This window comes from Nocardioides panaciterrulae (assembly GCF_013409645.1).
In the GTDB taxonomy this organism is placed as follows: Bacteria; Actinomycetota; Actinomycetes; order Propionibacteriales; family Nocardioidaceae; genus Nocardioides; species Nocardioides panaciterrulae.
Genome location: NZ_JACCBG010000001.1, coordinates 756,078 through 782,005, shown reverse-complemented (window position 1 = coordinate 782,005; position 25,928 = coordinate 756,078). Strand labels below are relative to the sequence as shown.

General features: G+C 73.3%; 22 protein-coding genes. 3 read left to right on the top strand and 19 right to left on the bottom strand.

The window, feature by feature from the left end:
* Positions 1 to 67 precede the first annotated feature (67 nt).
* Together BJZ21_RS03665 and BJZ21_RS03660 are read right to left on the bottom strand one after the other, a co-directional pair.
* Positions 68 to 2,602, bottom strand: a complete 2,535-nt coding sequence (locus BJZ21_RS03665; RefSeq protein WP_179662512.1) for an ABC transporter permease — start codon at positions 2,600 to 2,602, stop codon at positions 68 to 70.
* The gene (locus tag BJZ21_RS03660; RefSeq protein ID WP_179662511.1) at positions 2,599 to 3,381 is read right to left on the bottom strand and encodes an ABC transporter ATP-binding protein; all 783 of its coding nucleotides are present in this window, start codon (positions 3,379 to 3,381) and stop codon (positions 2,599 to 2,601) included. Before BJZ21_RS03660 ends, BJZ21_RS03665 begins: the two co-directional genes overlap by 4 nt.
* 142 nt (positions 3,382 to 3,523) lie before the next feature.
* Between BJZ21_RS03660 and BJZ21_RS03655 the strand changes: the two genes are divergently transcribed.
* Both BJZ21_RS03655 and BJZ21_RS03650 read left to right on the top strand, forming a co-directional pair.
* Positions 3,524 to 4,135 (top strand): alpha-ketoglutarate-dependent dioxygenase AlkB, encoded by a 612-nt coding sequence (locus BJZ21_RS03655; RefSeq protein ID WP_179662510.1) that lies wholly within the window; start codon positions 3,524 to 3,526, stop codon positions 4,133 to 4,135.
* Positions 4,136 to 4,218: 83 nt separating this feature from the next.
* Positions 4,219 to 5,595, top strand: coding sequence for an MFS transporter (locus BJZ21_RS03650; RefSeq protein ID WP_179662509.1), 1,377 nt, complete (start codon positions 4,219 to 4,221; stop codon positions 5,593 to 5,595).
* Positions 5,596 to 5,649: 54 nt separating this feature from the next.
* On the opposite strand, the gene BJZ21_RS03645 is transcribed toward BJZ21_RS03650, so the two are convergent.
* From BJZ21_RS03645 to BJZ21_RS03630, 4 genes are read right to left on the bottom strand one after another with little or no spacing between them, the layout of a single operon-like run.
* Positions 5,650 to 6,435: an SRPBCC domain-containing protein gene (locus BJZ21_RS03645; protein WP_179662508.1), complete on the bottom strand. Its 786-nt coding sequence runs from the start codon at positions 6,433 to 6,435 to the stop codon at positions 5,650 to 5,652.
* A gap of 4 nt (positions 6,436 to 6,439) precedes the next feature.
* Positions 6,440 to 7,294, bottom strand: coding sequence for an FAD binding domain-containing protein (locus BJZ21_RS03640; protein ID WP_179662507.1), 855 nt, complete (start codon positions 7,292 to 7,294; stop codon positions 6,440 to 6,442).
* Positions 7,291 to 9,786, bottom strand: coding sequence for a molybdopterin cofactor-binding domain-containing protein (locus tag BJZ21_RS03635; protein ID WP_179662506.1), 2,496 nt, complete (start codon positions 9,784 to 9,786; stop codon positions 7,291 to 7,293). Before BJZ21_RS03635 ends, BJZ21_RS03640 begins: the two co-directional genes overlap by 4 nt.
* On the bottom strand, positions 9,783 to 10,265 hold the full coding sequence (locus tag BJZ21_RS03630; RefSeq protein WP_179662505.1) for a (2Fe-2S)-binding protein: 483 nt from the start codon (positions 10,263 to 10,265) through the stop codon (positions 9,783 to 9,785). Before BJZ21_RS03630 ends, BJZ21_RS03635 begins: the two co-directional genes overlap by 4 nt.
* A 206-nt stretch (positions 10,266 to 10,471) precedes the next feature.
* On the opposite strand from BJZ21_RS03630, the gene BJZ21_RS03625 reads away from it, so the two are divergent.
* The gene (locus tag BJZ21_RS03625; protein WP_179662504.1) at positions 10,472 to 11,359 is read left to right on the top strand and encodes a ZIP family metal transporter; all 888 of its coding nucleotides are present in this window, start codon (positions 10,472 to 10,474) and stop codon (positions 11,357 to 11,359) included.
* A gap of 131 nt (positions 11,360 to 11,490) precedes the next feature.
* Here BJZ21_RS03625 and BJZ21_RS03620 read toward each other — a convergent pair whose 3' ends face one another.
* From BJZ21_RS03620 to BJZ21_RS03560, 13 genes are all read right to left on the bottom strand, one after another.
* Positions 11,491 to 12,723: a sigma-54-dependent transcriptional regulator family protein gene (locus BJZ21_RS03620; RefSeq protein ID WP_179662503.1), complete on the bottom strand. Its 1,233-nt coding sequence runs from the start codon at positions 12,721 to 12,723 to the stop codon at positions 11,491 to 11,493.
* Between the two features lie 71 nt (positions 12,724 to 12,794).
* Entirely contained in the window at positions 12,795 to 13,133 is a 339-nt protein-coding gene (locus tag BJZ21_RS03615; RefSeq protein ID WP_179662502.1) for a cupin domain-containing protein, read from the bottom strand.
* 66 nt (positions 13,134 to 13,199) lie between these two features.
* Positions 13,200 to 14,405 (bottom strand): XdhC family protein, encoded by a 1,206-nt coding sequence (locus BJZ21_RS03610; protein WP_179662501.1) that lies wholly within the window; start codon positions 14,403 to 14,405, stop codon positions 13,200 to 13,202.
* A complete protein-coding gene (locus tag BJZ21_RS03605; RefSeq protein WP_179665492.1) occupies positions 14,398 to 15,528 on the bottom strand; it encodes a vWA domain-containing protein in 1,131 nt (376 codons plus the stop codon). The genes BJZ21_RS03610 and BJZ21_RS03605 overlap by 8 nt, the downstream gene beginning before the upstream one ends.
* Positions 15,528 to 16,406, bottom strand: coding sequence for an AAA family ATPase (locus BJZ21_RS03600; protein ID WP_179662500.1), 879 nt, complete (start codon positions 16,404 to 16,406; stop codon positions 15,528 to 15,530). The genes BJZ21_RS03605 and BJZ21_RS03600 overlap by 1 nt, the downstream gene beginning before the upstream one ends.
* 181 nt (positions 16,407 to 16,587) lie before the next feature.
* The gene (locus BJZ21_RS03595) at positions 16,588 to 17,139 is read right to left on the bottom strand and encodes a nucleotidyltransferase family protein (RefSeq protein WP_179662499.1); all 552 of its coding nucleotides are present in this window, start codon (positions 17,137 to 17,139) and stop codon (positions 16,588 to 16,590) included.
* The gene (locus BJZ21_RS03590; protein ID WP_179662498.1) at positions 17,139 to 17,906 is read right to left on the bottom strand and encodes a hypothetical protein; all 768 of its coding nucleotides are present in this window, start codon (positions 17,904 to 17,906) and stop codon (positions 17,139 to 17,141) included. Before BJZ21_RS03590 ends, BJZ21_RS03595 begins: the two co-directional genes overlap by 1 nt.
* A complete protein-coding gene (locus BJZ21_RS03585; RefSeq protein ID WP_179662497.1) occupies positions 17,903 to 18,451 on the bottom strand; it encodes a sigma-70 family RNA polymerase sigma factor in 549 nt (182 codons plus the stop codon). The genes BJZ21_RS03590 and BJZ21_RS03585 overlap by 4 nt, the downstream gene beginning before the upstream one ends.
* Positions 18,452 to 18,516: 65 nt before the next feature.
* Positions 18,517 to 19,002, bottom strand: a complete 486-nt coding sequence (locus tag BJZ21_RS03580; RefSeq protein ID WP_179662496.1) for a hemerythrin domain-containing protein — start codon at positions 19,000 to 19,002, stop codon at positions 18,517 to 18,519.
* Positions 19,002 to 19,718 carry a respiratory nitrate reductase subunit gamma gene (gene narI / locus BJZ21_RS03575; RefSeq protein WP_179662495.1) on the bottom strand — a complete coding sequence of 239 codons (717 nt, stop codon included), beginning with the start codon at positions 19,716 to 19,718 and terminating at the stop codon, positions 19,002 to 19,004. The genes BJZ21_RS03580 and narI overlap by 1 nt, the downstream gene beginning before the upstream one ends.
* The gene (gene narJ, locus BJZ21_RS03570) at positions 19,718 to 20,437 is read right to left on the bottom strand and encodes a nitrate reductase molybdenum cofactor assembly chaperone (RefSeq protein ID WP_179662494.1); all 720 of its coding nucleotides are present in this window, start codon (positions 20,435 to 20,437) and stop codon (positions 19,718 to 19,720) included. The genes narI and narJ overlap by 1 nt, the downstream gene beginning before the upstream one ends.
* Entirely contained in the window at positions 20,434 to 22,107 is a 1,674-nt protein-coding gene (narH, locus tag BJZ21_RS03565) for a nitrate reductase subunit beta (protein ID WP_179662493.1), read from the bottom strand. The genes narJ and narH overlap by 4 nt, the downstream gene beginning before the upstream one ends.
* Entirely contained in the window at positions 22,107 to 25,910 is a 3,804-nt protein-coding gene (locus BJZ21_RS03560) for a nitrate reductase subunit alpha (protein WP_179665491.1), read from the bottom strand. Before BJZ21_RS03560 ends, narH begins: the two co-directional genes overlap by 1 nt.
* Between the last annotated feature and the right edge of the window lie 18 nt (positions 25,911 to 25,928).

Below are 25,928 nucleotides of genomic sequence, written 5' to 3'. Positions count from 1 at the left end.
CACTGTAGGGGCGGCACCGCGCCCCCGTCCTCGGATCGGCTCAGGTCGTCACATCCCGCACCACCCGTCACTCGGTGGCGATCGCGCGCAGCACGTCGAGCCGGGCCGCCCGGCGCGCCGGGAGCACCGCGGCCAGCACGCCGATCAGCAGCGCCAGCACGAGGAACACGCCGAGCTGCCCCCACGGCACGCTGATGACCTCCAGGCCCTGGTCGCGCAGCGCATACATCAGCGCCACCCCGAAGCCGATCCCCAGCACCAGCCCCAAGGCCGTGCCGAGAACCGCGATCACCACCGACTCCAGCGTGATCATCCAGCGCAGCTGCCGGCGGCTGGTCCCGATCGCGCGCAGCAGCCCGACCTCCCGGGTCCGCTCGATGACCGAGAGCGCCAGGGTGTTGACGATGCCGAGCACCGCGATCACCAGCGCCAGCCCGAGCAGCGCGTAGATCATCTGCACCAGCTGGTCGATCGGGCCGCGCTGCTCGGCCGCGAAGCCCGCCTCGTCCTTGACGGTCACGACCGGCAACCGCTGCACCACCCGGTCGAGGCGGGCCTGGACGCCGGTCGCGCCCGAGGCGGTGAAGACCACCAGCGCGTTGTCCTGGCGCGGGATCCCGGCCCGGGCGAGGGTGTCCAGGGTGGTGAGCACCGGGAAGAACACCACCGGGTTGTCGGCGAACGTGCCGGCCACCCGCCAGTGCCGGGTCCCGGTCGGCATCACGACGGTGAGCGCGTCGCCGACCGCGAGGTGGTGGTCGGCGGCCCAAGAGTCCTGCAGCAGCACGGTGCCGTCGCGCAGCGCGGCCCGCGAGCCGGAGGTCATCCGCAGGCCCAGCGCGGAGGTGTCGTGGGCGCCGGTCGCGGCGATGCCCTGGTCCTGGCCGTCGCGGGTGCCGAACCCGTAGCGCTCCCGCACCACGTCGGCCACGCCCGGCACCCGCGCCATCCGGTCGGCGATGCCGGTGGGGAAGCCGCCCCCGAAGACGTTGCTGACGATGTAGTCGCCGACGAAGTTCTCGGCCACCGACCGGTCCACCGAGGCCTTCGCGGAGTCGCCGACGATCGCCATCGTGCAGGCCAGGGTGAGCCCGATCATCAGCGCCGACGCGGTGGCCGTCGTACGACGGGGGTGGCGCAGCGCGTTCTGGCCGGCCAGGTTGCCGACGCTGCCGAAGAGGCGCGCGTAGGTGACCCGGGCGGCGACCAGGAACGGTCGGCTGATCACCGGGCTGGCCGAGGAGACCCCGAGCAGCACCGCCAGCACGCCGCCGCCCACGAACCAGCCGGCGTGCGGCACGCCCGCGAACAGGCCCGCGGCCAGCGCGCCCATGCCGGCGCCGAGCAGCACCAGGCCGAGCAGCAGCCGGCGTCGCAGCGACGACTCCGGCATCGCGACCTCGTCGCGCAGCGCCTGGACCGGCGCCAGCCGGCCGGTGCGCCGGGCCGGCAGCCACGCCGCGGCCATCGTCACGACCACGCCCACGGCGTACGCCGCCAGCACGGTCCGCGGCTCGAAGACCAGCGACTGCCCGGACAGGTCCAGCCCGAAGCGCGCGAACAGCGCCCTGATCGCCACGGCCAGCACCACCCCGAGGCCGAGCCCGGCCGTGGAGCCGAGCAGCCCGAGCGTGAGCGCCTCGAGCTGGACCGAGCCGGCGACCTGGCGGCGCGAGGCGCCCAGCGCGCGGAGCAGCGCGAGCTCCCGGCTGCGCTGCGCGACCAGGATCGAGAAGGTGTTGACGATCAGGAACGCGCCGACCACCAGCGAGATGCCGGCGAAGATCAGCAGGAACGTGGTGAGGAACGAGACCGCCTTCAGCAGGTCCGAGGCGGACTCGTCGGCCGCGGTGTCGCCGGTCACCACGTCGTACCTCGCCGGGAGGGCCCGGTCGACCTGGTCGCGCAGCTGCCCCTCGGAGACGCCGCTCCGGGCGGTCACCCACACGTCGTTGAACGCGTCCCGGCCGTGGAGGAACAGCCGCTGGGCGGTCGAGGTGTCGAAGACCGCGAGGGTGGCGCCGTTGAGCGACCCGCCGCCGGGGAAGCCGGCGACCCCCACCAGCCTCGGGTGCAGCGAGAGCCTGCCGGAGCTGATCAGGCGGACCCGGTCGCCGAGGGCGTAGCCGCCGCGCTCGGCCGTCTTGTCGTCGAGCACCACCTGGTCGGGGCCGTGCGGTGGCCGGCCGCGCAGGATCTCCAGGCCCGGCAGGTCGTGCCCGGCGGGCGCGCCGGTCCAGTTGGCGCCCAGCGCGGGCGGCCCGAAGCCGCCGACGACCTTGCCGTCGGTGCCGACCACGAACGTGCCGACCGCGCTGACGTTGCCGTCCACCCTGGCCGCCTCGGGCAGGCCGCGCAGCCGCGCCACCACCGATGCCGGGACGGTCTTGGTCGACGGCTGGCCGTTGACGGTGGTGCCGCCCTCGGGGCGCACGACGACATCGCCGACCGTGGAGGCGAAGATCGCGGTGAAGCTCCGGTTCAGGGTGTCGGAGAAGACCAGCGAGCCGACCACGAACGCCACGCCCAACACGATCGCGAAGGTGCTCATCAGCAGCCGCACCTTGCGGGCCAGCAGGCTCTTGAGCGAGGCCCGGATCATGGCGCCGACTCGGGCAGGGCCAGCCGGGCCATGACCGCGAGCACCTGTTCGCGGGTGGGGTCGCGCAGCCCGTCGACCACGCGACCGTCACCGAGGAACACGACCCGGTCGGTGTACCCGGCGGCCACCGGGTCGTGGGTCACCATCACCACGGTCTGGCCGAACTCGTCGACGCTGCGCCGCAGCAGCTGCAGCACCTCGGCCCCGGACCGGGAGTCCAGGTTGCCGGTCGGCTCGTCGGCGAACACGATCCGCGGCCGGCTCACCAGCGCCCGGGCCACCGCGACCCGCTGCTGCTGGCCCCCGGAGAGCTCCTCGGGCTTGTGCCGGAGCCGGTCGCCGAGCCGCACGGCCCCGATCACACTCGCGAACCACTCCCGGTCCGGACGCCGGCCGGCGATCGCCAGCGGGAGCAGGATGTTCTCCTCGGCGGTCAGCGTCGGCACCAGGTTGTAGGACTGGAAGACGAACCCGATCTCGTCGCGGCGCAGCCGGGTCAGCGCCGCGTCCCGGAGCCGCCCGAGCTCCCGCTCACCGATCCAGACCTCGCCGGAGTCGCCGCGGTCGAGCGCGGCGCAGCAGTGCATCAGCGTCGACTTGCCCGAGCCGCTGGGACCCATCACCGCGGTGAACTCCCCCGCGAGCAGGTCCAGCGACACGTCGTCCAGCGCGCGGACCAGGGCCGCGCCCGCGCCGTACGTCTTGGTGAGGTGCCGCACCCGCGCGGCGACCGGGGCCGGGGCCGGGGCCGGCTCGGCGGCCGGCAGCGACGAGGTCATGCCTGCACGATCCCGCGGCCGGGCACGCGCCGCCACGGATGGAGGTCCCCTCCTGTCCCGGGGAACACCCCGACCCGACCCGGACCGACTCCACGCCCCGAGATCGAACACGCGTTCGACTTTCCGCGCTAGCATCGGGGCCATGGACTTCCAGGGCACCCTCTTCGCGGCCGAGGACACCACGCTCTCCTTCGCCGGGCTCCAGCGGCGCCCGCTCGGCCGGGGCGCGTGGATCGACGTCCGGCGCGGCTGGCTGCCCGAGGCCGACGACGCCTTCGCCACGCTGGTCGCCGCGGTGCCGTGGCGCGCCGAGCGCCGGGAGATGTACGAGCGGGTCGTCGACGTGCCCCGACTGCTGCACACCTACGGCGTCGGCGAGGCGCTGCCGCACCCGGTGCTGGACCGCGCGCGCGACGCGCTGTCGGCGCACTACCTGCCGGAGCTGGGCGAGCCGTTCGTCACCGCGGGCTGCTGCTACTACCGCGACGGCCGCGACAGCGTCGCCTGGCACGGCGACCGGATCGGGCGGGGCCGCAGCCGCGACACCATGGTCGCGATCGTCTCAGTCGGCGACCCGCGCCGGCTGGCGCTGCGGCCGCGCGGCGGCGGGGAGTCGATCTCGGTGGCGATGGGCCACGGCGACCTGTTGGTGATGGGCGGCTCCTGCCAGCGGACCTGGGAGCACGCGGTGCCCAAGGTGGCGCATGCCGGCCCGCGGATCTCGGTGCAGTTCCGCCCGCTCAACGTCTTCTAGGAATCCCGCCGCGCGCGACGTCGTACGCCGGCGGCAGAAACCCGCGTGACCGGTGTCGGCGGGCACTGAGAGGATGCGCGGCGATGAGCACCGCCACCGCCCCGCGCCCCAGCCTCGCCTCGTTCTGGCACGACCTGCCCCGAGAGGGCCGGCTGCTGCTGTCGGTGGTGGTCTTCGAGTTCCTCGGCACCGGCCTGGTGCTGCCGTTCCACGTGGTCTACCTGCACGAGGTCCGCGGCTTCTCGCTCAGCGACGTGGGGCTGCTGCTCGGGCTGTCACCGCTGGTCGGGTTCCTGCTGGTCGGCCCCGGCGGCCACCTGATCGACCGGGTCGGCGCCCGCCGGGTGGTGATCGGCACGCTGCTGCTGCTGATCGCCGGCGACCTGGTCCTGATGACCTCCTCGACGGTCTGGATGGCCGCGGTCGGGCTCGGGCTGAGCGGACTCGCGTTCGGCGTCTCGTGGCCGGCGTCGCAGAGCCTGGTGGCGGCCGCGGTGCCCTCGGAGCTTCGGCAGCGCTACTTCGGCGTGAACTTCACCCTGCTCAACCTCGGCATCGGGATCGGCGGCATGCTCGGCGGCGCCTTCGTCGACGTGCACCGGCTGGTGACCTTCCAGGCGATCTACGCCGTCGACGCGGTCAGCTTCGTGCCGGGCCTGGTGCTGATGCTGGTGCCGCTGCGGCACGTGGCGGGACGGCCGGTGGCCACCGGGCACCACGAGGACGCCGGTGTCAGCTACATCGCGATGCTCCGCCGCCCCGGGGTGGCCTCGCTGACGCTGCTCGGCTTCGCCTCCTCGTTCGTCGGCTACTCCCAGCTCAACACCGGCATGCCGGCGTTCGCCCGGGCGGTCGGCCGGGTCTCCACCCAGGGCCTGGGGCTGGCCTTCGCCGCGAACACCCTGGTCATCGTGCTGCTGCAGCTGGTGGTGCTGCAGCGGATCGAGGGTCACCGGCGCACCCGCATCATCGGGGTGATGGGGGTGCTGTGGTCCCTGTCCTGGGTGCTGCTCGGCGCCGCGGGGCTGGTGCCCGGCACCCTCGGGGCGACGATGCTCGTGGCCTCGTGCGCCTCGGTCTTCGCGCTGGGCGAGACGCTGCTCCAGCCGACCATCCCGGCGCTGGTCAACGACCTCGCGCCCGACCACCTGCGCGGCCGCTACAACGCGCTGAGCTCGGCCGGCTTCCAGCTGGCGGCGATCATCGCGCCGCCGGTCTCCGGCGCGCTGGTCGGCCACCACCTCGGCTCGCTCTACATCGGCGTCCTGGTCGCCGGCTCGCTGGGCGTGGGCCTGCTGGCGATCCTGCACCTCGAGCGGCAGCTGCCGCCGGCGGTCAACGGCCTGCGCGGGGCGCCGGCCACCGGTGCCCCGGCCGTCGTCGTGGAGCCGGTGCCGGGCGCGCCCGCGGTCGGCGCCCCGGCCCCCGGCCAGCCGGTCGGCGCCGACACCCGCGACTGACCCGGCGACCCGGCCCCGGTCGGAGCCTGGTCGCCGAGTCCCGGTCACCCAGTCTCAGTCGCGGCGCGAGACCAGCCACCAGATCAGCGCCACGACGGCGAGGACCGCCGCCCCCTGCTTCCAGTACGCCTTGGCCAGCACCGGGAGCACGGTCGCGCCCAGGTCGAGCGCCTCCCCCGGCTGCGGGCCGGCATGGCGTGGCCCGCCGGCGGCGGCCGCGGTCGGCAACGGTCGGGTCGGGGCCGGCCCCGCGGCCGCGGGTGCCTCCCCCGCCGACGTCGCCTCCGCGGCCGGCGCACCGCCCCCCGCCGGGGCCACGGCGGCCGCGCCCGCCGGCGCCGCGGCGGGCGCCGTCGGAGTCTCGGCCGGCGCCTCCGCGGGCGGCCCGGTGAGCCGGGCCTCCAGGCAGGCGACGAACTGGCCGAGCAGCTTGTCCGAGACGTCCTGCATCACGCCCCGGCCGAACTGGGCCGGCTTGCCGGTGATCGACAGGTCGGTCAGCACCTCGACGTCCGTGGCGGGCGTCTCGTCGCCGGAGCCGCCGTCGGTCATGGTCAACGTGACGGTGGCGCCCGCGGTGCCGTTGCCGCGCTTGTCCTTGCCCTTGGCCTCGACCACGAAGCGGTGCGCCGACTCGTCCTTCTCCAGGAACGTGCCGGTGCCGTTGTACTGCAGGGCGATCGGGCCGAGCTTGACCTTGACCGACCCGGCGAACGAATCGGACTCGACCGCGCTCACCGTGGCTCCGGGGAAGCACTCGGCCACCGTGGCGATGTCCTGGAAGTGCGCCCAGGTCTGCTCGATCGTGGTCGGGACGGTGAAGCGGTGCTGCAGATCCACGGGCTCAGCCTCCTGCGGCCGCGAGGACCGCGCGACGGGTCAGGACGGTTGCCAGGTGCCGACGGTAGTCGGCGTCGCCGTTGAGGTCCGAGGGCGGGTTGGCGCCCTCGGCGGCGCGGGCGGCGGCGGCTCGTACGGCGTCGTCCGTGGCGGGCTGGCCGGCCAGCGCCTGCTCGACCGCACGGGCCCGCAGCGGCGTGGAGCCCATGTTGGTCAGGCCGACCCGGGCCTCGGCGATCACGCCGCCCTCGACCCGGACCGCGGCCGCGACCGCGACGATCGGCCACTGGTGCGCCACCCGCACGAACTTCTCGTAGTGCGCGCCCCAGCCGGTGTGCTTCGGGATCCGGACCTCGGTGAGGATCTCGTCCTCGCCGATCGCGGTCTCGAAGAGGTCGACGAAGAAGTCGTCGGCCGCCACCGTGCGGGTGCCGCCGCTGCCGGCGATCACGAACTGCGCGCCGAGCGCCAGCGTCGGGGCACCCAGGTCGCCGGCCGGGTCGGCGTGCGCGAGCGCGCCGCCGAAGGTGCCCCGGTGCCGGATCTGGGCGTCGGCGAGGTGCTCGACGGCCCGGCTGATCAGCGCGGCGTGCTCGGCCACCAGCGGGTCGGAGCCGACCACCGCGTGCTGGGTCATCGCGCCGATCACGATCGCGTCGCCCTCGTCGCGGATCCCGCGCAGGGCGTCGATCCGGCCGAGGTCGATGACCACCTCGGGCGCGTTCAGCCGCATCCGCAGCACCGGCAGCAGGCTCTGCCCGCCGGCCAGGATCTTGGCGTCGTCGCCGTGCTCGGCCAGCGCGGCGAGCGCTTCCTCGACCGAGGTCGGCGCGATGTAGTCGAACTGTGCGGGGATCATGCGTCCGCTCCTCCGGTCGTGCGGTCCACGGTGCCCTCCATGCCCGTCGAGGCGTCGAAGTGGGGTGCGGCGGCACCCTCGGTGTCGGCGTGCCCACCACCGTGGGCGCCGTTGATCGCCTTCCACACCCGTTCGGGCGTGCAGGGCATCTGGATGTCGTTGACGCCGAGGTGGCGCACCGCGTCCACCACCGCGTTCACCACGGCCGGGGTCGAGGCGATCGTGCCCGCCTCGCCGACGCCCTTGGTGCCGAGGGTGTTGGTCGTCGACGGCGAGGTGGTGTGGTCGACGTCGAAGCTGATCGTGTCGGCGGCGGTGGGCAGCAGGTAGTCGACGAACGACCCGGAGACCAGCGTCCCGGACTCGTCGTACACCGCCTCCTCCCACAGCGCCTGGGCGATGCCCTGGACCAGCCCGCCGTGGACCTGCCCGGCGACGATCAGCGGGTTGATGATGTTGCCGATGTCGTCGACGCAGACGTACTTGCGCATCTTCAGGGCGCCGGTCTCCGTGTCCACCTCCATCGCGCACAGGTGGGTGCCGTGCGGATAGTTGAAGTTCACCGGGTCGTAGGTCGCCTCCGAGTCGATGCTCGGCTCGACCCCGTCGGGCAGGTTGTGGGCCGCGAACGCCGCGGTGGCGATCTCCCCGATCGCCATCCCCTGGTCGGTGCCCCGGACCGAGAACCGGCCGCCGGTGAACTCCAGGTCGTCGACCGAGGCCTCCAGCAGGTGCGCGGCGATCGGCTTGGCCTTCTCGATCACCTTGTCGACGGCCTTGACCAGCGCCTCACCGCCGACGACCAGCGAGCGGGACCCGTAGGTGTCCAGGCCCTTGTGGGAGATCTGCGTGTCGCCGTGCAGGATCTCCACGTCCTCGAACGCCACCCCGAGCCGGTCGGCCACGATCTGGCTGAACGCCGTCTCGTGGCCCTGCCCGTGGGCGGAGGCGCCGGTGACGACCTCGACCTTGCCGGTGGGCAGCATCCGCACCTCGGCGTGTTCCCAGCCGCCCGCGCCGTAGTTGAGCTGGCCGAGCACCCGCGAGGGCGCCAGCCCGCACATCTCGGTGAACGTCGAGACCCCGATACCGAGCTGGACCGGGTCACCGGACTCCCGCCGGCGCCGCTGCTCGGCCCGCAGCTCGTCGTACCCGAAGAGCTCCCGGGCCTTCGCGGTGGCCGCCTCGTAGTTGCCGGAGTCGTACTCCAGGCCGGCGACCGTGGTGAACGGGAACTCCTCGTGCTTGATCCAGTTCTTCTCCCGGACCGCCAGCGGGTCGACGCCCACCTCGGCGGCGAGCTCGTTCATCAGCCGCTCGATGGCGTACGTCGCCTCCGGGCGCCCGGCGCCGCGGTAGGCGTCGGTCCAGGTCTTGTTGGTCAGGACCGTCTGGCAGTTGAACCGGTAGGCGGGGAACTTGTAGATCGCGTTGAACATGAACGCGCCGAGCACCGGCACCCCACCGCCGACGATCGCGACGTAGGAGCCGAGGTCGGCCAGCAGGTCGACCTTGAGGCCGGTGACCGTGCCGTCCTTGGTCGCGGCCAGGGTCAGCCTCTGCCACTGGTCGCGGCCGTGGTGGCCGCTCATCAGCGACTCCGAGCGGGTCTCGGTGTACTTCACCGGCTTGCCGAGCCGGCGGGCCACCGCGAACGCGATCATCTCCTCCGGCGTCTGCTGCAGCTTGCCCCCGAACCCGCCGCCCACGTCGGGGGCGATCACCCGGATCTTCGACTCCGGCACGCCGGTCGTGGCCGCGAGCGCGAACCGCAGGATGTGCGGGATCTGGGTGGCCGACCACATCGTGATCTGCTCCCCGGTGGGGTCGACGACCACCGAGCGGGGCTCCATGAACGCCGGGATCAGCCGCTGCTGGCGGTACTCCCGCTCGATCAGGATGCCGTCGGTGCGGGCCTTCTCGATCGCCTCGTCGACGTTCCCGCCGGTGCCGGCCTCGGCCGAGTCGAACGTCCACAGCGCCGACTTGTTGGTGCCGAGGTCGGGGTGGGCCAGGGCGCCCCCGTTCTCGGGCGTGGCCTCGGCGGCCTCCTTGAGGTCGAGCGCGGCCGGCAGCTCGTCGTACTCCACGTCGACGAGCTCGGCGGCGTCGCGCGCCTCCGCCGCGCTGCGGGCCACGACCACCGCGACGATCTCGCCGGCGAAGGTCACCCGGTCCGCGGGCATCGGCGGGTGCGCCGGGGTGACCTGGTCGGTGGTGATCGCCCAGGCGTTGATGCACGCGCCCAGCGACTCGCCGAGGTCGGCGGCGGTGAACACCGCGACCACGTTGGTGGCCTTCTCGGCCTCGCTCTTGTCGATCGAGGCGATGGTGGCGTGCGCGAACGGGCTGCGGATCATCGCCAGGTGCAGCATGCCCGGCAGCTGCAGGTTGTCGGTCCAGCGGGTCCGGCCGGTGATCAGGCGCTGGTCCTCCTTGCGCCGCCGGTCCCGGCCGATCTCGGCGCCGGGGCGCTCCTGTACGGCGGTCACGACGTGGCCCCGGCGGTCTCGGCCTGGCCGGAGGCGTGCTGCACGGCCCGGACGATGTTGTGGTAGCCGGTGCAGCGGCACAGGTTGCCCTCGAGCCCGAGCCGGATCTCCTCCTCGGACGGCTTCGGGTTCTCCTGCAGCAGCGCGACGCTCTGCATGATCATCCCCGGGGTGCAGAAGCCGCACTGCAGGCCGTGGCACTCCCGGAAGGCCTCCTGGACCGGGTGCAGCTCGCCGTCGCGGGCCAGCCCCTCGATCGTGGTCACCTCGGCCCCGTCGGCCTGCACGGCGAGCACGTTGCACGACTTCACGCTGGTGCCGTTGAGGTGGACGGTGCAGGCGCCGCAGTTGCTGGTGTCGCAGCCGATCACGGTCCCGGTCTTGCCGAGCTTCTCTCGCAGGTAGTGCACCAGCAGCATGCGGGGTTCGACGTCGTCGGAGACCGACGCTCCGTCGACGGTGAGACTGATCCGGGTCATGGACGACTCTCCTGGGGTCGGGGTGGTGCTGTGACGCCGCTCACGGTAGGACCGTCCGGTTGGGGAAAGGTTGGGGCGAAGGTCCCTTCTCTCCGGCGCGGGTGCGTGCCCGGGCTGACCTTCGGACGTGTGCGCCGACTTGCCCGGGAACTTAGGGGAACCTAATCTCGAGGGGTACGGCGCTCTCACCCCCGATCGGAGTATCCGTGAGCCTGTCCTCGACGCTCGTCCTCGGCCTCATCGCCGGCGCGACCATCGTGCTCGGCCTGCCGGTCGGGCGGATCCGCCGGCCTGCGGCCTCGCTGCGGCTGTTCCTCAACGCCACCGCCGTCGGCGTGCTGCTGTTCCTGGTCTGGGACGTGCTCTCCGCGGCCTGGGAGCCGATCGACGCGGCGCTCGGCTCCGTGCACGACGGCAACGGCGGCCTCGGCACCGCGGCCGGCTACGGGCTGATCTTCGTCGGCGGGCTGGCGGTCGGGCTGCTCGCGCTGGTCTGGTACGAGCGCTGGATGGGACGCCAGGTCGCCGCCCGCCCCGCGGGCGCCCCGGCCCGGCCGCAGGGTCCCGGCGCGATGACCATGGGCGAGGTGCAGCCGCCCCGCGGGCTCGCGTCCTGGTCGGCCGCGCGGCGGCTCTCGCTGATGATCGCGGTCGGCATCGGCCTGCACAACTTCGCCGAGGGCCTGGCCATCGGCCAGTCCGCGGCCAGCAACGAGATCGCGCTGGCGCTGATGCTGGTGATCGGGTTCGGGCTGCACAACGCCACCGAGGGGTTCGGCATCGTCGCCCCCCTGGCCGCGGACGTGGACGGCGACGGGGTGCCGCGGACGCCGTCCTGGGCGTTCCTGCTCACCCTCGGCGCGATCGCCGGTGGCCCGACCTTCGTCGGCACCCTGATCGGGCACACCTTCACCAGCGAGCCGCTCAGCGTCGCGTTCCTGACCCTGGCCGCCGGGTCGCTGATCTACGTCATCACCCAGCTGATCGGCGTCGCCGCCCGGGCCCGGCGCAGCGACCTGCTCGCCTACGGCATCCTGGTCGGCCTGGTCGCCGGCTTCCTCACCGACGCGATCGTCACCGCGGCCGGCGTCTGACCGCCGAGTCGGCGCTCGTTGACGCCCCCGAACCGCCGACTCGGCGCTCGTTGACGCGCTTCCGCGTCAACCTGCGCCGACTCGAGGTGGTGTGGGCGTCAACCTGCGCCGACTCGCGGGGGACGCGGGCGTCAGGTGCGGGCGACGGCGAGCCGGCCCTTGAGGAGGGGTACGGCGGGGTGCGGGCGCCCGGCCAGCTGGTCCAGGCACACCTCGAGCACCTCGGAGTCGTACGGCGCCCGCTCGCTGTAGCGGACCACCGCGTCGGGCTGCGGGTCGGCCAGCAGCGCCTCGCGGACCGCGACCGCGACGTACTCGGCGAGCTCCACGAGCGCCGGGGAGTTGGTGCCGGGCAGCAGGTCCCCGCCGTACGCCTCGACCGCGGCGGCGACCTGGCCGGCGCGCAGCAGGCCGAGCACCTGGTCGACGTCGGTGGTGACCGGCATCGTCAGCCGGTAGGGCCGCGAGGCGAGCTGGCCACCGAGCGCGGCGCGCAGGTGGCTCACCTCGGCCTTGAGCGTGGACAGCGTGACCGCCTGGTCGCCGTAGACCAGCGCGTGCAGGTGCTCCAGCGAGAGGCCCTCGGGGTGCATCGCGAGCAGCGCCAGCACCTCGGTCTGGCGGCGGTTCAGCAGCAGCCGCTGCCCGTCGAAGCGGACCTCGACGGTGCCGAGCAGGCGCAGCCACAGCCCGGGCTCGTCCTGCTCCTCCGACGGGTCCACGCCGGCCCGGGCGGTGCGCGGGAGCGCGGTCTCGATCAGCCGGGCCAGCACCCGGGCGGTGGCCAGCCCGATCGGGTGGGTGCGGTCCCAGGTGGTGGAGAGGTCGATGACGCCGAGCTTGGCGCCGCTCACCGGGTCGTGCACGGGCGCGGCCCAGCAGACCCAGTTGTGCACGATCGAGGCGTAGTGCTCGGCGCTGAAGACCATCGCGGGGGTGGCGAGCCGGTTGGCCAGGTCGAGGGCGTTGGTGCCGACGCTCTGGTCGTCCCACCGGCCGCCGGGCACGAAGTTCACGGTCTCGGCCTTGCGGCGCATCACCCGGCCGCCGTAGGTCCACAGGATCCGGGTGTCGGGGTCGGTCACCGCGACGACGAGGTCGCCGTCCTCGGCGGTGCGCCGCAGCTCGGCCTCGACCCGCTGGACCGCGGTCTGCAGCGGCGAGTCGCGCCAGAACGCGGCGGTCTCGGTCTCGTCGGCCAGCGGGGCCATGGTCACGTCCGGAGGGATCGCGGCCTCCGAGCGCGCCCAGCTGCTCAGGATCTCGGGGCGTACGACGTGCTCGGCACCGTCCCCGCGCTCGACGAAGCTGGTCCAGGCGCGCACGGCGGCGACCCTGCGCTCGTGCAGCTCGCTGCGCGGCATGGCGGACCCCCGGGCTCGACGTGTGCCGTCAACGTAACACCGGCCGGGGAACGGCCCGGGTCGCGGCGGGCTCAGGCCCCGGGGTGGAGGGCGACCGTGAGCAGCACGGCGCAGTCGGTGAGCGCGGACAGGTCGTGCCGCTCGGGCGGGATCACCAGGAAGTCCGACGCCTCCCCCTCCCACGTGTCGCCGGCGGTGGCGACCCGCACCCGGCCCCGCAGCACCTGCAGGGTCGCCTCCCGCGGGCTCTCGTGCTCGCCCAGCACGTGACCCTCGGCGAGCGCGATCAGGGTCTGCCGCAGGCTGTGCTCGTGCCCGCCGTGCACGGTGGAGGCGCTCCGGCCGCTGTGGTGGTCACGGGCCTCGGCCAGCCGCTCCTCGATGAGCTCGGTCAGGGATGTGCCGTGCATGTGTCCTCCTCGGTCGGGTCGGGCCAACCTAGCGGCGGCCCGGCCGGCTCGCCATCGTCCGCAGTCTCAGGTCGACGCGGCGGCGGGCGACCGCCCCGGGTACGCGTCCGGGTCTGTGTCCGTGTCCGCGTCCGGGCCCGGGGAGCGGGTCTGCTCCCGGTGGATCCTGCCGTCGGTGGTGGCGAGCCGCTCACCGGAGCCGCCCCAGCGGCCGGCGATGATCTCGGCGGCGATGCTGATCGCGGTCTCCTCCGGGGTGCGCGCGCCGAGGTCCAGGCCGATCGGCGAGGAGAGCCGCTCGAGCTCGGCGTCGGTGAAGCCGGCCTCGCGCAGCCGCGCCAGCCGGTCGTCGTGGGTGCGGCGCGAGCCCATCGCCCCGACGTAGGCGACCTCGGGCAGTCGCAAGGCGACCTCGAGCAGGGGTACGTCGAACTTCGGGTCGTGGGTGAGCACCGCCAGGACCGTGCGCTGGTCGATCCGGCCGGCGTCCCGCTCGGCGGCGAGGTAGCGGTGCGGCCAGTCCACGACGACCTCGTCGGCTTCGGGGAACCGGCTGTTCGTGGCGAACACCGGCCGGGCGTCGCACACCGTCACGTGGTAGCCGAGGAAGCTGCCCACCCGGGCGACCGCGGCGGCGAAGTCGATCGCACCGAAGACCAGCATCCGGGGCTTGGGCGCGAACGCCCACACGAACACCCGCATCCCCTCGCCGCGGCGCTCGCCGTCGGGCCCGTAGGTCAGGGTGGCGTTGTGGCCGGCGGCGAGCAGCCCGAGCACGTCGTCGTGGACCGCGGCGTCGGCGCGGTCCGAGCCGAGCGATCCGAGCGCGTCGGTGTCGGGTCGCACGACCATCCGGCGGCCCAGCCGGGAGGGGTCGGGGTGCTCGATGACGGTGGCCAGCGCGACGGGGCGACCGGCCTCGATGTCGTCGGCGATCTCGCCGAGCTCCGGGAACGACTGGCGGTCGACCCGCTCGACGTAGACGTCGAGGATGCCCCCGCAGGTCAGCCCGACCGCGAACGCGTCGTCGTCGGAGACGCCGTACCGCTCCAGCACCGGGGTGCCGGACGCCACCACCGACTGGGCCAGCTCGTAGACCGCGCCCTCGACGCACCCGCCGGAGACCGAGCCGACGGCCGACTCGTCGGGGCCGACCAGCATCGAGGCGCCGGCCGGGCGGGGCGCGGAGCGGAAGGTCGCGACGACGGTGCCGACGCCGACGGTCTCGCCGGCCCGCCACCAGGTCATCAGCTCGGGAAGGACATCACGCACGGGAGACCACCTCCGCCAGCTCGGCGTACGTCGCCAGCGAGTGGCCGGCGATGAACTCGTCGCAGTGGGGCAGCGCCGCGAGCACGCCCTGCTGCACCGGCTCGTAGCCGGCCTTGCCACGGTGCGGGTTCACCCAGATCACCCGGTGGGCGATCCGCCGCAGCCGCTCCATCTGCTCGGCCAGCAGCGACGGGTCGCCGCGCTCCCAGCCGTCGCTGAAGACCACCACCACCGCGCCGCGGGCCAGGCCGCGCTGGCCCCACCGGTCCAGGAAGAACCGCAGCGTCTCCCCGAGCCGGGTGCCGCCGGACCAGTCCGGAACGGTCTCCCCCGCGGCCACCAGGGCCCGCTCGGGGTCGCGCAGCCGCAGCGCTCGGGTCAGGTGGGTCAGCCGGGTGCCGACGGTGAACGTCTCGACCACCCCGCCGGTCTCGCGGCCGACCTGGGTGAACCGGTGGGCCAGCCGCAGCAGCGGGTCGGCGTACCCGCTCATCGAGCCGGAGACGTCGACGAGCAGCACCACGCGCCGCGGCCGGGTGCCGCGCCGCCGCCAGGCGATGTCGCCGGGCTCGCCCATCCGGCGCAGGCTGCCGCGCAGGGTGCGGGACGCGTCGACCTCGCCGCGGTGCCAGGCCTGGTGCCGGGCGGTACGCCGCCGCGGCGGCCGCGGCCGGATCGTGGCGAACATGCCGGCCAGCCGGGCCCGCTCCGCCGGGGACATCCCGGCCACGTCACGGTGCCGGAGCACCTCGGTGTCGCTGGCCATGGCGCGGACCACCTCGTCGGAGGCCTCGCCGTCGCCGGCGCCGCCGTCGGTGGCGGGCAGCTCGGAGAAGGTCGGCGCCCCCGGCTGGGCCGGCCGGCTGCGGGGCAGGCCGTCGCGGGCGTTGAACCAGGCCTCGAAGACCTGGTCGTAGCGCTCGAGGTCGTCGGGGCCGGCGCACAGGGTGGCGCGGCCGGCCAGGTAGGTCGCGCGCTGGTCGTCGAGGCCGAGCAGCGCGACCGCGGAGAGGAACCCGTGGGCGCGGTCCTGGGTCACGCCCACGCCGGCCGCCCGGAGCGCGCGGGTGAACCCGAGCAGCACCTCGTCGGCGCCGCGGAGCAGCTGGTCGGCCGGGGCCATCACGCCCTCAGCATCTGGTCCAGCGCCTGCCGGACCCGGTCGGCGTCCTCGCGGTACTTCACCAGCGCGCCGAGCGTCACCGAGGCGGTGGCGAGGTCGAGCTCGGTGGTGCCGAGGTGGTGCAGCGCCCGCGCCCAGTCGAGGGTCTCGGCGACGCCGGGCGGCTTCTGCAGGTCGTGCCGGTCGCGCAGCTGCTGGACCAGGGTGACCACCTGGCGGCCGAGCGCCTCGGACACCTCGGGCGCGCGGGAGCGGACGATCTCGACCTCGCGCTCGAGGCCGGGGTGGTCGATCCAGTGGTAGAGGCAGCGGCGCTTGAGCGCGTCGTGCAGCTCGCGGGTGCGGTTGGAGGTCAGCACGACCAGCGGCGGGGTGGCCGCCTTGACGGTGCCGAGCTCGGGGATGGTGACCTGGTAGGTCGAGAGCACCTCCAGCAGGAACGCCTCGAACTCGTCGTCGGCACGGTCGACCTCGTCGACGAGCAGCACCGCGGGGCTGTCCTGCAGCGCGCGGAGCACGGGGCGGGCGAGCAGGAAGCGGGCGTCGTAGAGGCTCTTCTCGGCCTCCTCGACCTCCACGTCGCCGCGGCCGGCCGCCTCGAGGGCGCGCAGGTGCAGGATCTGCCGGGGGAAGTCCCAGTCGTAGAGCGCCTGGGTGGCGTCGATCCCCTCGTAGCACTGCAGCCGGATCAGTGGCAGGTCCAGGCTCTCGGCGAGGGCCTCGGCCAGCGCGGTCTTGCCGGTGCCGGGCTCGCCCTCGAGCAGGAGCGGCCGCTGCATCCGCAGGGCGAGGTAGGTGACGGTCGCCAGCGCCTCGTCGCACAGGTAGCCCGTCTCCTGCAGACGGGCCGCCACGTCCCGGGTGCTCTCCAGCTCCATGGGTCGAGGCTACTTCGCCGGGTGTTGGCATCAGGTTGGCTTCCGGATGGCGAGGCCGGGCAGGTGCTCCGGCCGAGGTGGTCGACCGGCGGTTGGAGGAGGCGGGCCGCGGGCCGGCCGGTGGAGTCGAGGGCGGAGGACCCCCGGTTGGTGGACGAACGTTCGACCACCACCGGACCGGTCAGGGGGTGTCCCGGTCCTCCCCGGTCGCGAGGTCGCCGCACTCGACGAGCGTGACCGACTCGCCGGCGAGGTAGTCGCGCGCGCCCTTGTCCCCGGTCGCCGAGGCGGTGACCCCGGGCCAGTGGCCGCGGCCGAGGAGCACGGGGTGGCCGGGGACGCCGTGGTAGCCGGCGCGCCGCAGGCTGCGGTCGTCGACGTCGCCCCGGACCACCCGGGCGACCACCGCGGCGGAGAGGTCGGTCAGGTCGACCAGCGACACCAGGACCGCGTCGACCTCGGGGCCGAGCGCGGCCAGGCCCGCCCGCAGCGAGGCCCCCATCCCCTCGGCCCAGTCCTCGGCGACGGTGACCGCCACCTCCTGTCCCTCCAGCAGCGCGGCCGCCTCGTCCGCGGCGGCGCCGAGCACCACGGTGACCGCGTCGCAGCCCCCCTCGCGGAGCACCTCGACACCCCGGACCAGCCAGGGCTCACCCGCCTCGTCGCGGACCAGTGCCTTCGGCCGTCCCATCCGGCGGCCGGCGCCGGCGGCCAGCAGCAGCCCGGCGAGCATCACTTGCCCTCGAACGCGCGGGTGTAGAGGGTCGCGAGACCGCGCGACCAGGGTGCGCTGAACCCGCAGATCGTGACGGTCCCGTTGCTCGCTGAGACCAGGTAGCGCTGGCCCTGCTGGAACCGTATGGCGGTCAGCAGCGGATCCAGGCTCCCGTGCGGCGCCGCGACCTCGACCACGTCGGTGGCGTCGCCGGCGTAGAAGTGGGTGGGGACCAGCGTGACCACGTGGTCGGTGATGCTGCGGACCGTGCCGTCGAAGGCCAGGGTCTGCTGCGCCAGCGCTGCGGCCGTCGGCACCATGCAGCGCGCGTGGTACGCCGAGGCGGCGGGCGCGTTCAGCTCGGTGACGGTCCCGGTCGTCCCGGTGCTGCCTGTCCCGGCGCCCGGGCCGCCGGCGACCGGAGGGTGCCCAGTGGTGGTGGTGGTGGTCGTGTGGTCTCGGCCGACGAGTCCGAAGACCGCCGCGCCCGCGATCAGCAGCACCGCCGCCGCGGCGACCAGCCAGGTCAGCGGGTTGCGGCCGCGGGTGCCGGTCTCGCGGGTCGGCGGCTCCTCGGCGGTGGCGGGGGCCGCGGGGCTGCGGTCGGTGTCCATGGTCTCCTCCAGGAGTCGGGCCACGCGGCCCGGGTCGGCGGGTGGCAGGGAGAGCGCGGGGTCGGCGGCCCGCAGGCGGCCCCGCAGCGCGGCGTCACCCCCGTCGTCGTGCCGGCCGTCGTCGTGCCGGTCGTCGTGCCGGTCGTCGTGCCGGCCGTCGTCGTCGGTCATGGCGCCCTCCCCTCCTGTACCCCGTCATGTCCGGCAGGCAGGTCGCTCTTTCGCAGCTCCTCGCGCAGCCGCTGCCGCGCGCGGTGCAGCCGGATGCCGGCGGCGTTCGGGGTGAGGTCGAGGACCGTGGCGATCTCCGCGGCCCCCAGCTGCTCCCAGGCCCACAGCCGCAGCAGCTCCGCGTCCTGCTCCCGGAGCCGGCCCAGCGCCTCGACGACCTCGGCGTCGCGGCCGGCGCCGTCCCGCTCCCCGGGGCCGGGCTGGACCGCGGCGGGCGGGTCGACCACGGCGATCCGGGCGGCCAGCCGCTGCTGCCGGCGGGCGCCCCGCTCGGCGTTGGCCAGGCAGTTGCGGGCGACGGCGTACGCCCAGGGCAGCGGCCGCTCCGGCAGCTCCGCCACCCGCCGCCAGCACACCAGCAGCGTCTCGGCGAGGACGTCCTCGGCGGTCGCGGCGTCGGTACGACGGGCCAGGAACCGTCGCAGCGGCTCGATCAGCGCCGGAGCGATCTCCTCGAAGCGGGCCCTGCGGGTCTGCTCGTCCACGCCCCCAGCCTCACACAGGCGCCGGGGGGACGATCAAGGGCAGTCCCAGCACCCGGAGGCGGCGGTCAGGGGGACGGTTCGCGGGTCAGGAAGGTGGGCGTCGCCTCGTGGGCCCGGGCGACCCGGTCCCATCCGGCGGCCCCGAGCGTGACGACCGAGACCGGGAAGATCCCGAGGTTCTCGCGCTCGACGTGCTCGTCGAGGTCGCCGAGCAGGGTGAGCACCGCACGCTCGAACGCGTCGCCGTCCCCGTCGCCGTCGCCGTCCAGCGCGGCCGCCGCCGAGTCGAAGCCACGGTGCTCGGCCTCGAGCGCGTCGACCTCGGCGACGAACTCGCCGTCCGCGCGCAGCGCGCTGAAGATGCCCCGCTCCTCGCGCCGGACGTGGCGCTCGAGGTGCGCGCGCAGCCGCCCGAGCTCGCGGACCGCGGCGGCCCGGTCCCCCCGGCCCAGGGCGGCGCGGACCCGGTGGGCCTCGTCGAGGAGGGCGAGGTGCTCGTCCATCAGCTCCGCGACCGGCGGGACACCGCGGCAGCCGCAGTGCTCACACATCAGCCGACCCGGTCCCAGCCCCGCCGCGGCCGGTGCGAGCCCAGCTGCACGTCCCGGCTGCGGTAGACGATGTAGGGCCGGGTCAGGTAGCCCAGCGGTGCGCTGAACACGTGCACCAGCCGGGTGAACGGCCACAGTGCGAACAGCGCCATCGCGACCAGCCCGTGCAGCTGGAAGCTCCACGGCGCGTCGGCCATCAGCCCGGGGTGCAGCTGGAAGCGGAAGATCCCGCGGAACCAGATCGAGACGCCCTCGCGGTAGTTGTAGTCACCGGCGATGTTGGCGGCCACGGTGTTGTAGAGCCCGAGCAGGATCACCACCGCCAGGAAGACGTACATCACCTTGTCCATCCGGGTCGTGACCGAGAAGACCGGACCGACGGTGCGTCGCCGGTAGATCAGGATGCCCAGGCCGACGACGGTCGCGAGGCCCGCCAGCGCCCCGACCGAGACCGCCAGGAAGTGGTAGAGCCCTTCCGAGATCCCCACGGCCGAGGTCCACGACTCGGGGATGCCGAGGCCGACCACGTGGCCGAAGAAGACCCCGATGATGCCGAAGTGGAACAGCGGGCTACCGATCCGCAGCAGCCGGTTCTCGTAGAGCTGGGAGGAGCGGGTGGTCCAGCCGAACTTGTCGTAGCGGTAGCGCCACAGGTGCCCGACCACGAACGTCGTCAGGCAGATGTAGGGGACGACCACGAACAGGAACTCATTCATCAGCGGGCTCCCGGGAACGAGGGCATGGGCAACAGGGTCTGCTCGGGCGACGCGCCGGCCGCCGCGCCGGCCGCCGAGTCCGGGCTGAACGACGGGGCGGCGAACGGGGCGAGCCCCACCTCCTCCTCGGGCGGACCCTCGGCGGCGAGGCGGCGTACGGCGTCCAGCTCGCCGCCGCGCAGCGGCGGCAGCGTGGCGGTCACGGCGTCGACCGCCGGGCCCCACACCGAGTCCCGGTCCCGCAGCGAGAGCCGCAGCAGCTCCAGGCCCGCCCGGTGGTCGAGGATGAGCTGGCGGCCGAGGTCCTGGTCGACGGTCGCGGCGTACTCGAGCACCACGCACAGGTGGTCGGGCAGCTCGCTGTCGTCGAGCACGAACCCCGAGCCAAGGTAGGTCTGCTTGAACCTCAGCAGCGCCATCCCCCGCTTGCGGGTGTCCCCGTGGGCGAAGTAGGTCAGGAAGAGGTTGCAGCGGCGCCGGTTGTCGAACGTCTCGACGTAGTCGGCCTGGAGCTCCCCCAGCGGGGTGGACCGCAGCCGGTCGGCGGTCGCGCGGAGGGGGCCACCCACCGGCGCCGGCAGCCGCTCCGACGCGCGCCGGATCAGGTCGAGCCGGTCGAGCAGCTCCTCGTCGGGGTAGCCCAGCAGCAGCGAGGCCGACTGCCAGGCGATCAGCAGCTGCTCGGCCGGGAGGGCCGGGGCCGGCGGCTTGCGGCTCACTGCTCCGACTCCTCGTGCTGCTCGGGCTTGGGCGGGAACAGCCCGGGCGGCGAGCCCTTGCCGTCCCAGTTCAGCAGGTTGACCCGCGAGGCCTTGCCCGCGGGCGCGGCGACGGTGTCGGCGGTCTGCCGGCCCTGGAGCATCTGGAAGTTCTCGACCGCGATCGGCGTCGGCGCCCCGGACCCCTCGCCGAACGGTCCCGAGCCGCCCATGCCGGGGCCGCCCTCGTAGTCCAGGGAGCACTCGGTGGCCAGCTCCTCGAGTGAGTGCGCCTGCTCGGCGTGGGCCGGCGGGATGACGTAGCGCTCGTCGTACTTGGCGATCGCGAGCAGCCGGTACATGTCGTACATGTCCTCCTCGCTCATCCCGACCGCCGCCGGGATCGAGCCGTCCGGGTCGCGGCCCATGTTGATGTCGCGCATGTAGGAGCGCATCGCGGCGAGCTTCTTGAGCACGGCGTCGACCGGCGCCACGTCGCCGGCGGTGAACAGCTCGGCGAGGTACTCGATCGGGATCCGCAGCGCGTCGATCGCGGCGAACAGGTTGCCCTGGTCCTCGGCGTCCTCACCGGTGTCGCGCACCACGTCGACGACCGGCGACAGCGGCGGGATGTACCAGACCATCGGCATCGTGCGGTACTCCGGATGCAGCGGCAGCGCGACCTTGTACTTGTTGATCAGGGCGTGGATCGGCGAGCGCTGCGCGGCGTCCACCCAGTCCCGCGGGATCCCGGCGTGCTCGGCCGCCCGGATGACCGCCGGGTCGTGCGGGTCGAGGAACACCTCGCGCTGCGCCTCGTACAGGCCGTGCTCGTCGGTGGTCGACGCGGCCTCGAGCACCTTGTCGGCGTCGTACAGCATCAGGCCGATGTAGCGCAGCCGGCCCACGCACGTCTCCGAGCAGACCGTCGGCAGCCCGACCTCGATCCGCGGGAAGCAGAACGTGCACTTCTCGGCCTTGCCGGTGCGGTGGTTGAAGTAGACCTTCTTGTACGGGCAGCCCGAGACGCACATCCGCCAGCCCCGGCACTTGTCCTGGTCGACCAGCACGATCCCGTCCTCCGCGCGCTTGTAGATCGCACCGCTGGGGCACGACGCCGCGCAGGAGGGGTTCAGGCAGTGCTCGCAGATCCGCGGCAGGTAGAACATGAACGTCTGCTCGAACTCGAACTTCACCTTGTCGCCGATCTTCTTCAGCATCGGGTCGCGGCTGGTGTTCGCGGTCGAGCCGCCGAGGTCGTCGTCCCAGTTGGCCGACCACTCGATCTTCATGTCCTTGCCGGAGATCAGCGACTTGGGCCGTGCGACCGGGGTGTGCTCCTGGGCGGGCGCCTCGGTGAGCGTGGCGTAGTCGTAGGTCCACGGCTCGTAGTACTCGCCGATCGAGGGCAGCTTGGGGTTGGAGAAGATCGTCAGCAGCTTCTTGAACCGGCCGCCGCCCTTGAGCGCGAGCCGGCCGCGCTTGTTGAGCGTCCAGCCCCCTCGCCACTTCTCCTGGTCCTCGTAGGTGCGCGGGTAGCCGAGGCCGGGCCGCGTCTCCACGTTGTTGAACCAGACGTACTCGGTGCCGGAGCGGTTGGTCCACGCCTGCTTGCAGGTCACCGAGCAGGTGTGGCAGCCGATGCACTTGTCGAGGTTCATCACCATCGCCATCTGGGCCATGACGCGCATCAGTACTGGACCTCCTGGGAGCGCTTGCGGATGATCGTGACCTCGTCGCGCTGGTTGCCGGTGGGACCGAGGTAGTTGAACGCGAAGCTCAGCTGGGCGTAGCCGCCGATCAGGTGCGACGGCTTGACCAGCAGGCGGGTGAGCGAGTTGTGGATGCCGCCGCGCTTGCCCGACGTCTCCGCGAGCGGGACGTCGATCAGCCGGTCCTGGGCGTGGTACATGTACACCGTCCCCTCGGGCATCCGGTGCGAGACGATCGCCCGGGCGACCACGACACCGTTGCGGTTGACCGCCTCGATCCAGTCGTTGTCCTCGATCCCGACCTTGGCGGCGTCGCGGTCGCTCATCCAGATGTTCTGGCCGCCGCGCGAGAGCGACAGCATGAACAGGTTGTCCTGGTACTCCGAGTGGATCGACCACTTGTTGTGCGGGGTGAGGTAGCGCACCGTCAGGCCCTCCACGCCGGCCGAGCCGCCGGAGCCGTCGGGGCCCCCGGACCCGTCGGAGACCGTGCCGAGCGCGGGCTCGGCGAACAGCGCCGCCATGTTCAGCGGCGGCCGGTAGACCGGCAGCCCCTCACCGAGCTCGGTCATCCAGTCGTGGTCGAGGTAGAAGTGCATGCGCCCGGTGAGCGTGTGCCAGGGCTTCTTGCGCTCCACGTTGATCGTGAACGGCGAGTAGCGCCGCCCGCCGGTCTCGGAGCCCGACCACTCCGGCGAGGTGATCACCGGCACCGGGGGGCCCTGGGTGTCCGTGAAGGTGATCTGCTTGCCCTCGTGCTCCTCGGCCAGGTCGGCCAGCTTCACCCCGGTGCGCTTCTCGAGCGTCTTGAACCCCTGGGTGGCCAGGTGCCCGTTGGTGGTGCCGGACAGCGCCAGGATCGTCTCGCACACGTGCACGTCGCGCTGGAGCGAGGGCCGGCCGTCGGCCACGCCACCGCGCACGGCGCCGTTCTTGTGCCGCAGGTACTCGACCTGCTCCGAGAGCTCGAAGGTGACGCCCTTCGTGGTCGCGCCCAGGGTGTCCATCAGCGGCCCGAGCGCGTTCATCTTCTCGGCGATCGCGCCGAAGTCGCGCTCGACCTCGACGATCCTCGGCATCGTCACGCCCGGGACCGGCTCGCACTCGCCCTTCTTCCAGTCGCGGACCACGCCGTGCGGGTTGGCCATCGCGTCCGGGGTGTCGTGCATCAGCGGGACCGCCACCACGTCCTTGCGGACCCCGAGGTGGGTGGCCGCGAGCTCGCTGAACTTCGCCGCGATCGTCTGCCAGGCGTCCCAGTCGGTGCGGGTCTGCCACGGCGGCGCGATCGCCGGGTTGAAGGAGTGCACGAACGGGTGCATGTCGGTGGTGTTGAGGTCGTGCTTCTCGTACCAGGTGGCGGCGGGCAGCACGACGTCGGAGAAGATCGTGGTGCTGGTCTGGCGGAAGTCCAGGGTCAACAGCAGGTCGAGCTTCCCCTCGGGGGCCCGGTCGCGCCACGTCACGTCGACGGGGCGCTGGGCCGGCGGCGTCTCGGTCGCCCGCAGCGAGGAGTCCGCCCCGAGCAGGTGCTTGAGGAAGTACTCGTTGCCCTTGCCCGAGGAGCCGAGCAGGTTCGCCCGCCAGATCGACAGGATCCGCGGAAAGTTCTCGGGGGCGTCCGGGTCCTCGCCGGCGAAGTCGAGCTCGCCCGACCGGAGCTGCTCCACGACGTACTCGCCGGCCGGCTTGCCGGCCGCGGCCGCGTCGTCGCTCAGCGTGAGCGGGTTGCGGTTGAAGGTGGGGTACGACGGCATCCAGCCCATCCGGGCGCTCTGCGCGATCACGTCGGCGGTGGACTTGCCGGCGAGCTGGCCGCTGCCCGTGGTGGCCGAGAGCGTGTCCGCGCCGAACTGGTCGTAGCGGAACTGGTTGGTGTGGAGATACCAGTAGGCGGTCTGGATCATGTTGCGCGGCGGCCGGTTCCAGTCCAGCGCGTTGGCCACCTGGGTGTAGCCGGTGAGCGGCCGCACCTTCTCCTGGCCGACGTAGTGCGCCCAGCCGCCCCCGTTGACGCCCTGGCAGCCGGTCAGCGTGGTCAGCGTCAGGAACGCCCGGTAGATCGTGTCGGAGTGGAACCAGTGGTTGGTGCCCGCGCCCATCACGATCATCGACCGGCCGTGCGAGTCCTCGGCGTTCTGCGCGAACTCGCGGCCGATCCGGGCGGCCGCCGCGGCCGGCACGCCGGTGATCGACTCCTGCCAGGCGGGCGTGTACGGCGACTCGGGGTCGTCGTACGAGGTGGCCCACTCCCCCGGCAGGCTCGGCCCGCCCATGGTGCGGCCGACGCCGTACTGGGCGAGCAGCAGGTCGAAGACCGTCGTCACCAGGTGGCCGCCGACCCGCCGCACCGGCACGCCGCGGGGCAGGTCGGCCGCGGCGCCGTCGGGGGTGTCGAAGCGCGGCAGCCGCACCAGCACCGAGTCGGCCGAGGTGTCGATCAGCGACAGCTTGGGGTCGACCTCCCCCAGGTCGAGGTTCCAGCGCCCGGCCCCGGTGTCGCCGAAGCGGTGCCCGAGGGACCCGTTGGGGACCGTGGGCTGGTCGGTGCGCGCGTCGATCAGGACCGTCTTGAACGCGGCGTTCTCGTCGTGCTCGTGCGCCGGGAGGTCCGCGGCGGTCAGGAACTTGCCCGCCGTGAAGACCCTGTCGCTCCCGGCCGATCCGCCGCTCCCGCTCGCCGCGCCGGTCGGGACCTCGTCGAGCTTCACCAGGTAGGGCAGGTCGGTGTGGCGCTTGACGTAGTCGGAGAAGTACGGCGTGGTCCGGTCGACGAAGAACTCCTTGAGCACGACGTGGCCCATCGCCATCGCCAGCGCGGCGTCGGTGCCCGGCTTGGCCGCCAACCACTCGTCGGCGAACTTCACGTTGTCGGCGTAGTCGGGGGCCACCGCGATCACCTTCTGGCCGCGGTAGCGGGCCTCGGTCATCCAGTGCGCGTCGGGCGTGCGGGTGACCGGCAGGTTCGAGCCCCACATGATCAGGTAGCCGGCGTTCCACCAGTCGCCGGACTCCGGGACGTCGGTCTGGTCGCCGAAGACCTGCGGGGAGGCGACCGGCAGGTCGGCGTACCAGTCGTAGAAGCTCAGCATCGAGCCGCCGATGAGGTTGACGAACCGCGCGCCCGAGGCGTGGGAGACCATCGACATCGCGGGGATCGGCGAGAAGCCGGCGACCCGGTCGGGGCCGTACTTCTTGATCGTGTGCACGTGCGCGGCCGCGACGATCTCGACGGCCTCCTCCCAGGTGGCGCGGACCAGCCCGCCCTTGCCGCGCGCGGACTTGTAGGCCTTCGCGCGCAGCGGGTTCTCGACGATGTGCTCCCACGCGCGGACCGGGTCACCGTCGTGCTGGCGCTTGGCCTCGCGGAACATCTGCAGCAGCACGCCGCGGACGTAGGGGTAGCGCACCCGGGTCGGGCTATAGGTGTACCAGGAGAACGCCGCGCCGCGGGGGCAGCCGCGGGGCTCGTACTCCGGGGAGTCCGGCCCGACCGAGGGGTAGTCGGTCTGCTGGGTCTCCCAGGTGATGATCCCGTCCTTGACGTAGACCTTCCACGAGCACGACCCGGTGCAGTTCACCCCGTGGGTGGAGCGCACCACCTTGTCGTGGCTCCACCGGTCCCGGTAGAAGTCGTCGGCGGCGCGCCCGCCCTGCTTGGTCAGCGTCCGCAGGTCCTCGGACACCTCCCCGCGGGTGAAGTAGCGCCGGCTGCGGACCAGCGCCTCGGCCAGGCCCCCGTCCAGGCCCACCTGCGGGTCCCGCTTCTCGCCTGCTCGCACCTCGTTCACTGAGCCACC

Bases quoted from the DNA above. Each gene is read 5' to 3' on its own strand.
- BJZ21_RS03665 (WP_179662512.1), bottom strand. From the start codon at position 2,602: ATGATCCGGGCCTCGCTCAAGAGCCTGCTGGCCCGCAAGGTGCGGCTG.
- BJZ21_RS03660 (WP_179662511.1), bottom strand. From the start codon at position 3,381: ATGACCTCGTCGCTGCCGGCCGCCGAGCCGGCCCCGGCCCCGGCCCCG.
- BJZ21_RS03655 (WP_179662510.1), top strand. From the start codon at position 3,524: ATGGACTTCCAGGGCACCCTCTTCGCGGCCGAGGACACCACGCTCTCC.
- BJZ21_RS03650 (WP_179662509.1), top strand. From the start codon at position 4,219: ATGAGCACCGCCACCGCCCCGCGCCCCAGCCTCGCCTCGTTCTGGCAC.
- BJZ21_RS03640 (WP_179662507.1), bottom strand. From the start codon at position 7,294: ATGATCCCCGCACAGTTCGACTACATCGCGCCGACCTCGGTCGAGGAA.
- BJZ21_RS03630 (WP_179662505.1), bottom strand. From the start codon at position 10,265: ATGACCCGGATCAGTCTCACCGTCGACGGAGCGTCGGTCTCCGACGAC.
- BJZ21_RS03620 (WP_179662503.1), bottom strand. From the start codon at position 12,723: ATGCCGCGCAGCGAGCTGCACGAGCGCAGGGTCGCCGCCGTGCGCGCC.
- BJZ21_RS03615 (WP_179662502.1), bottom strand. From the start codon at position 13,133: ATGCACGGCACATCCCTGACCGAGCTCATCGAGGAGCGGCTGGCCGAG.
- BJZ21_RS03605 (WP_179665492.1), bottom strand. From the start codon at position 15,528: ATGGCCCCGGCCGACCAGCTGCTCCGCGGCGCCGACGAGGTGCTGCTC.
- BJZ21_RS03600 (WP_179662500.1), bottom strand. From the start codon at position 16,406: ATGGAGCTGGAGAGCACCCGGGACGTGGCGGCCCGTCTGCAGGAGACG.
- BJZ21_RS03595 (WP_179662499.1), bottom strand. From the start codon at position 17,139: ATGCTCGCCGGGCTGCTGCTGGCCGCCGGCGCCGGCCGCCGGATGGGA.
- BJZ21_RS03590 (WP_179662498.1), bottom strand. From the start codon at position 17,906: ATGACCGACGACGACGGCCGGCACGACGACCGGCACGACGACCGGCAC.
- BJZ21_RS03580 (WP_179662496.1), bottom strand. From the start codon at position 19,002: ATGTGTGAGCACTGCGGCTGCCGCGGTGTCCCGCCGGTCGCGGAGCTG.
- narI (WP_179662495.1), bottom strand. From the start codon at position 19,718: ATGAATGAGTTCCTGTTCGTGGTCGTCCCCTACATCTGCCTGACGACG.
- narH (WP_179662493.1), bottom strand. From the start codon at position 22,107: ATGCGCGTCATGGCCCAGATGGCGATGGTGATGAACCTCGACAAGTGC.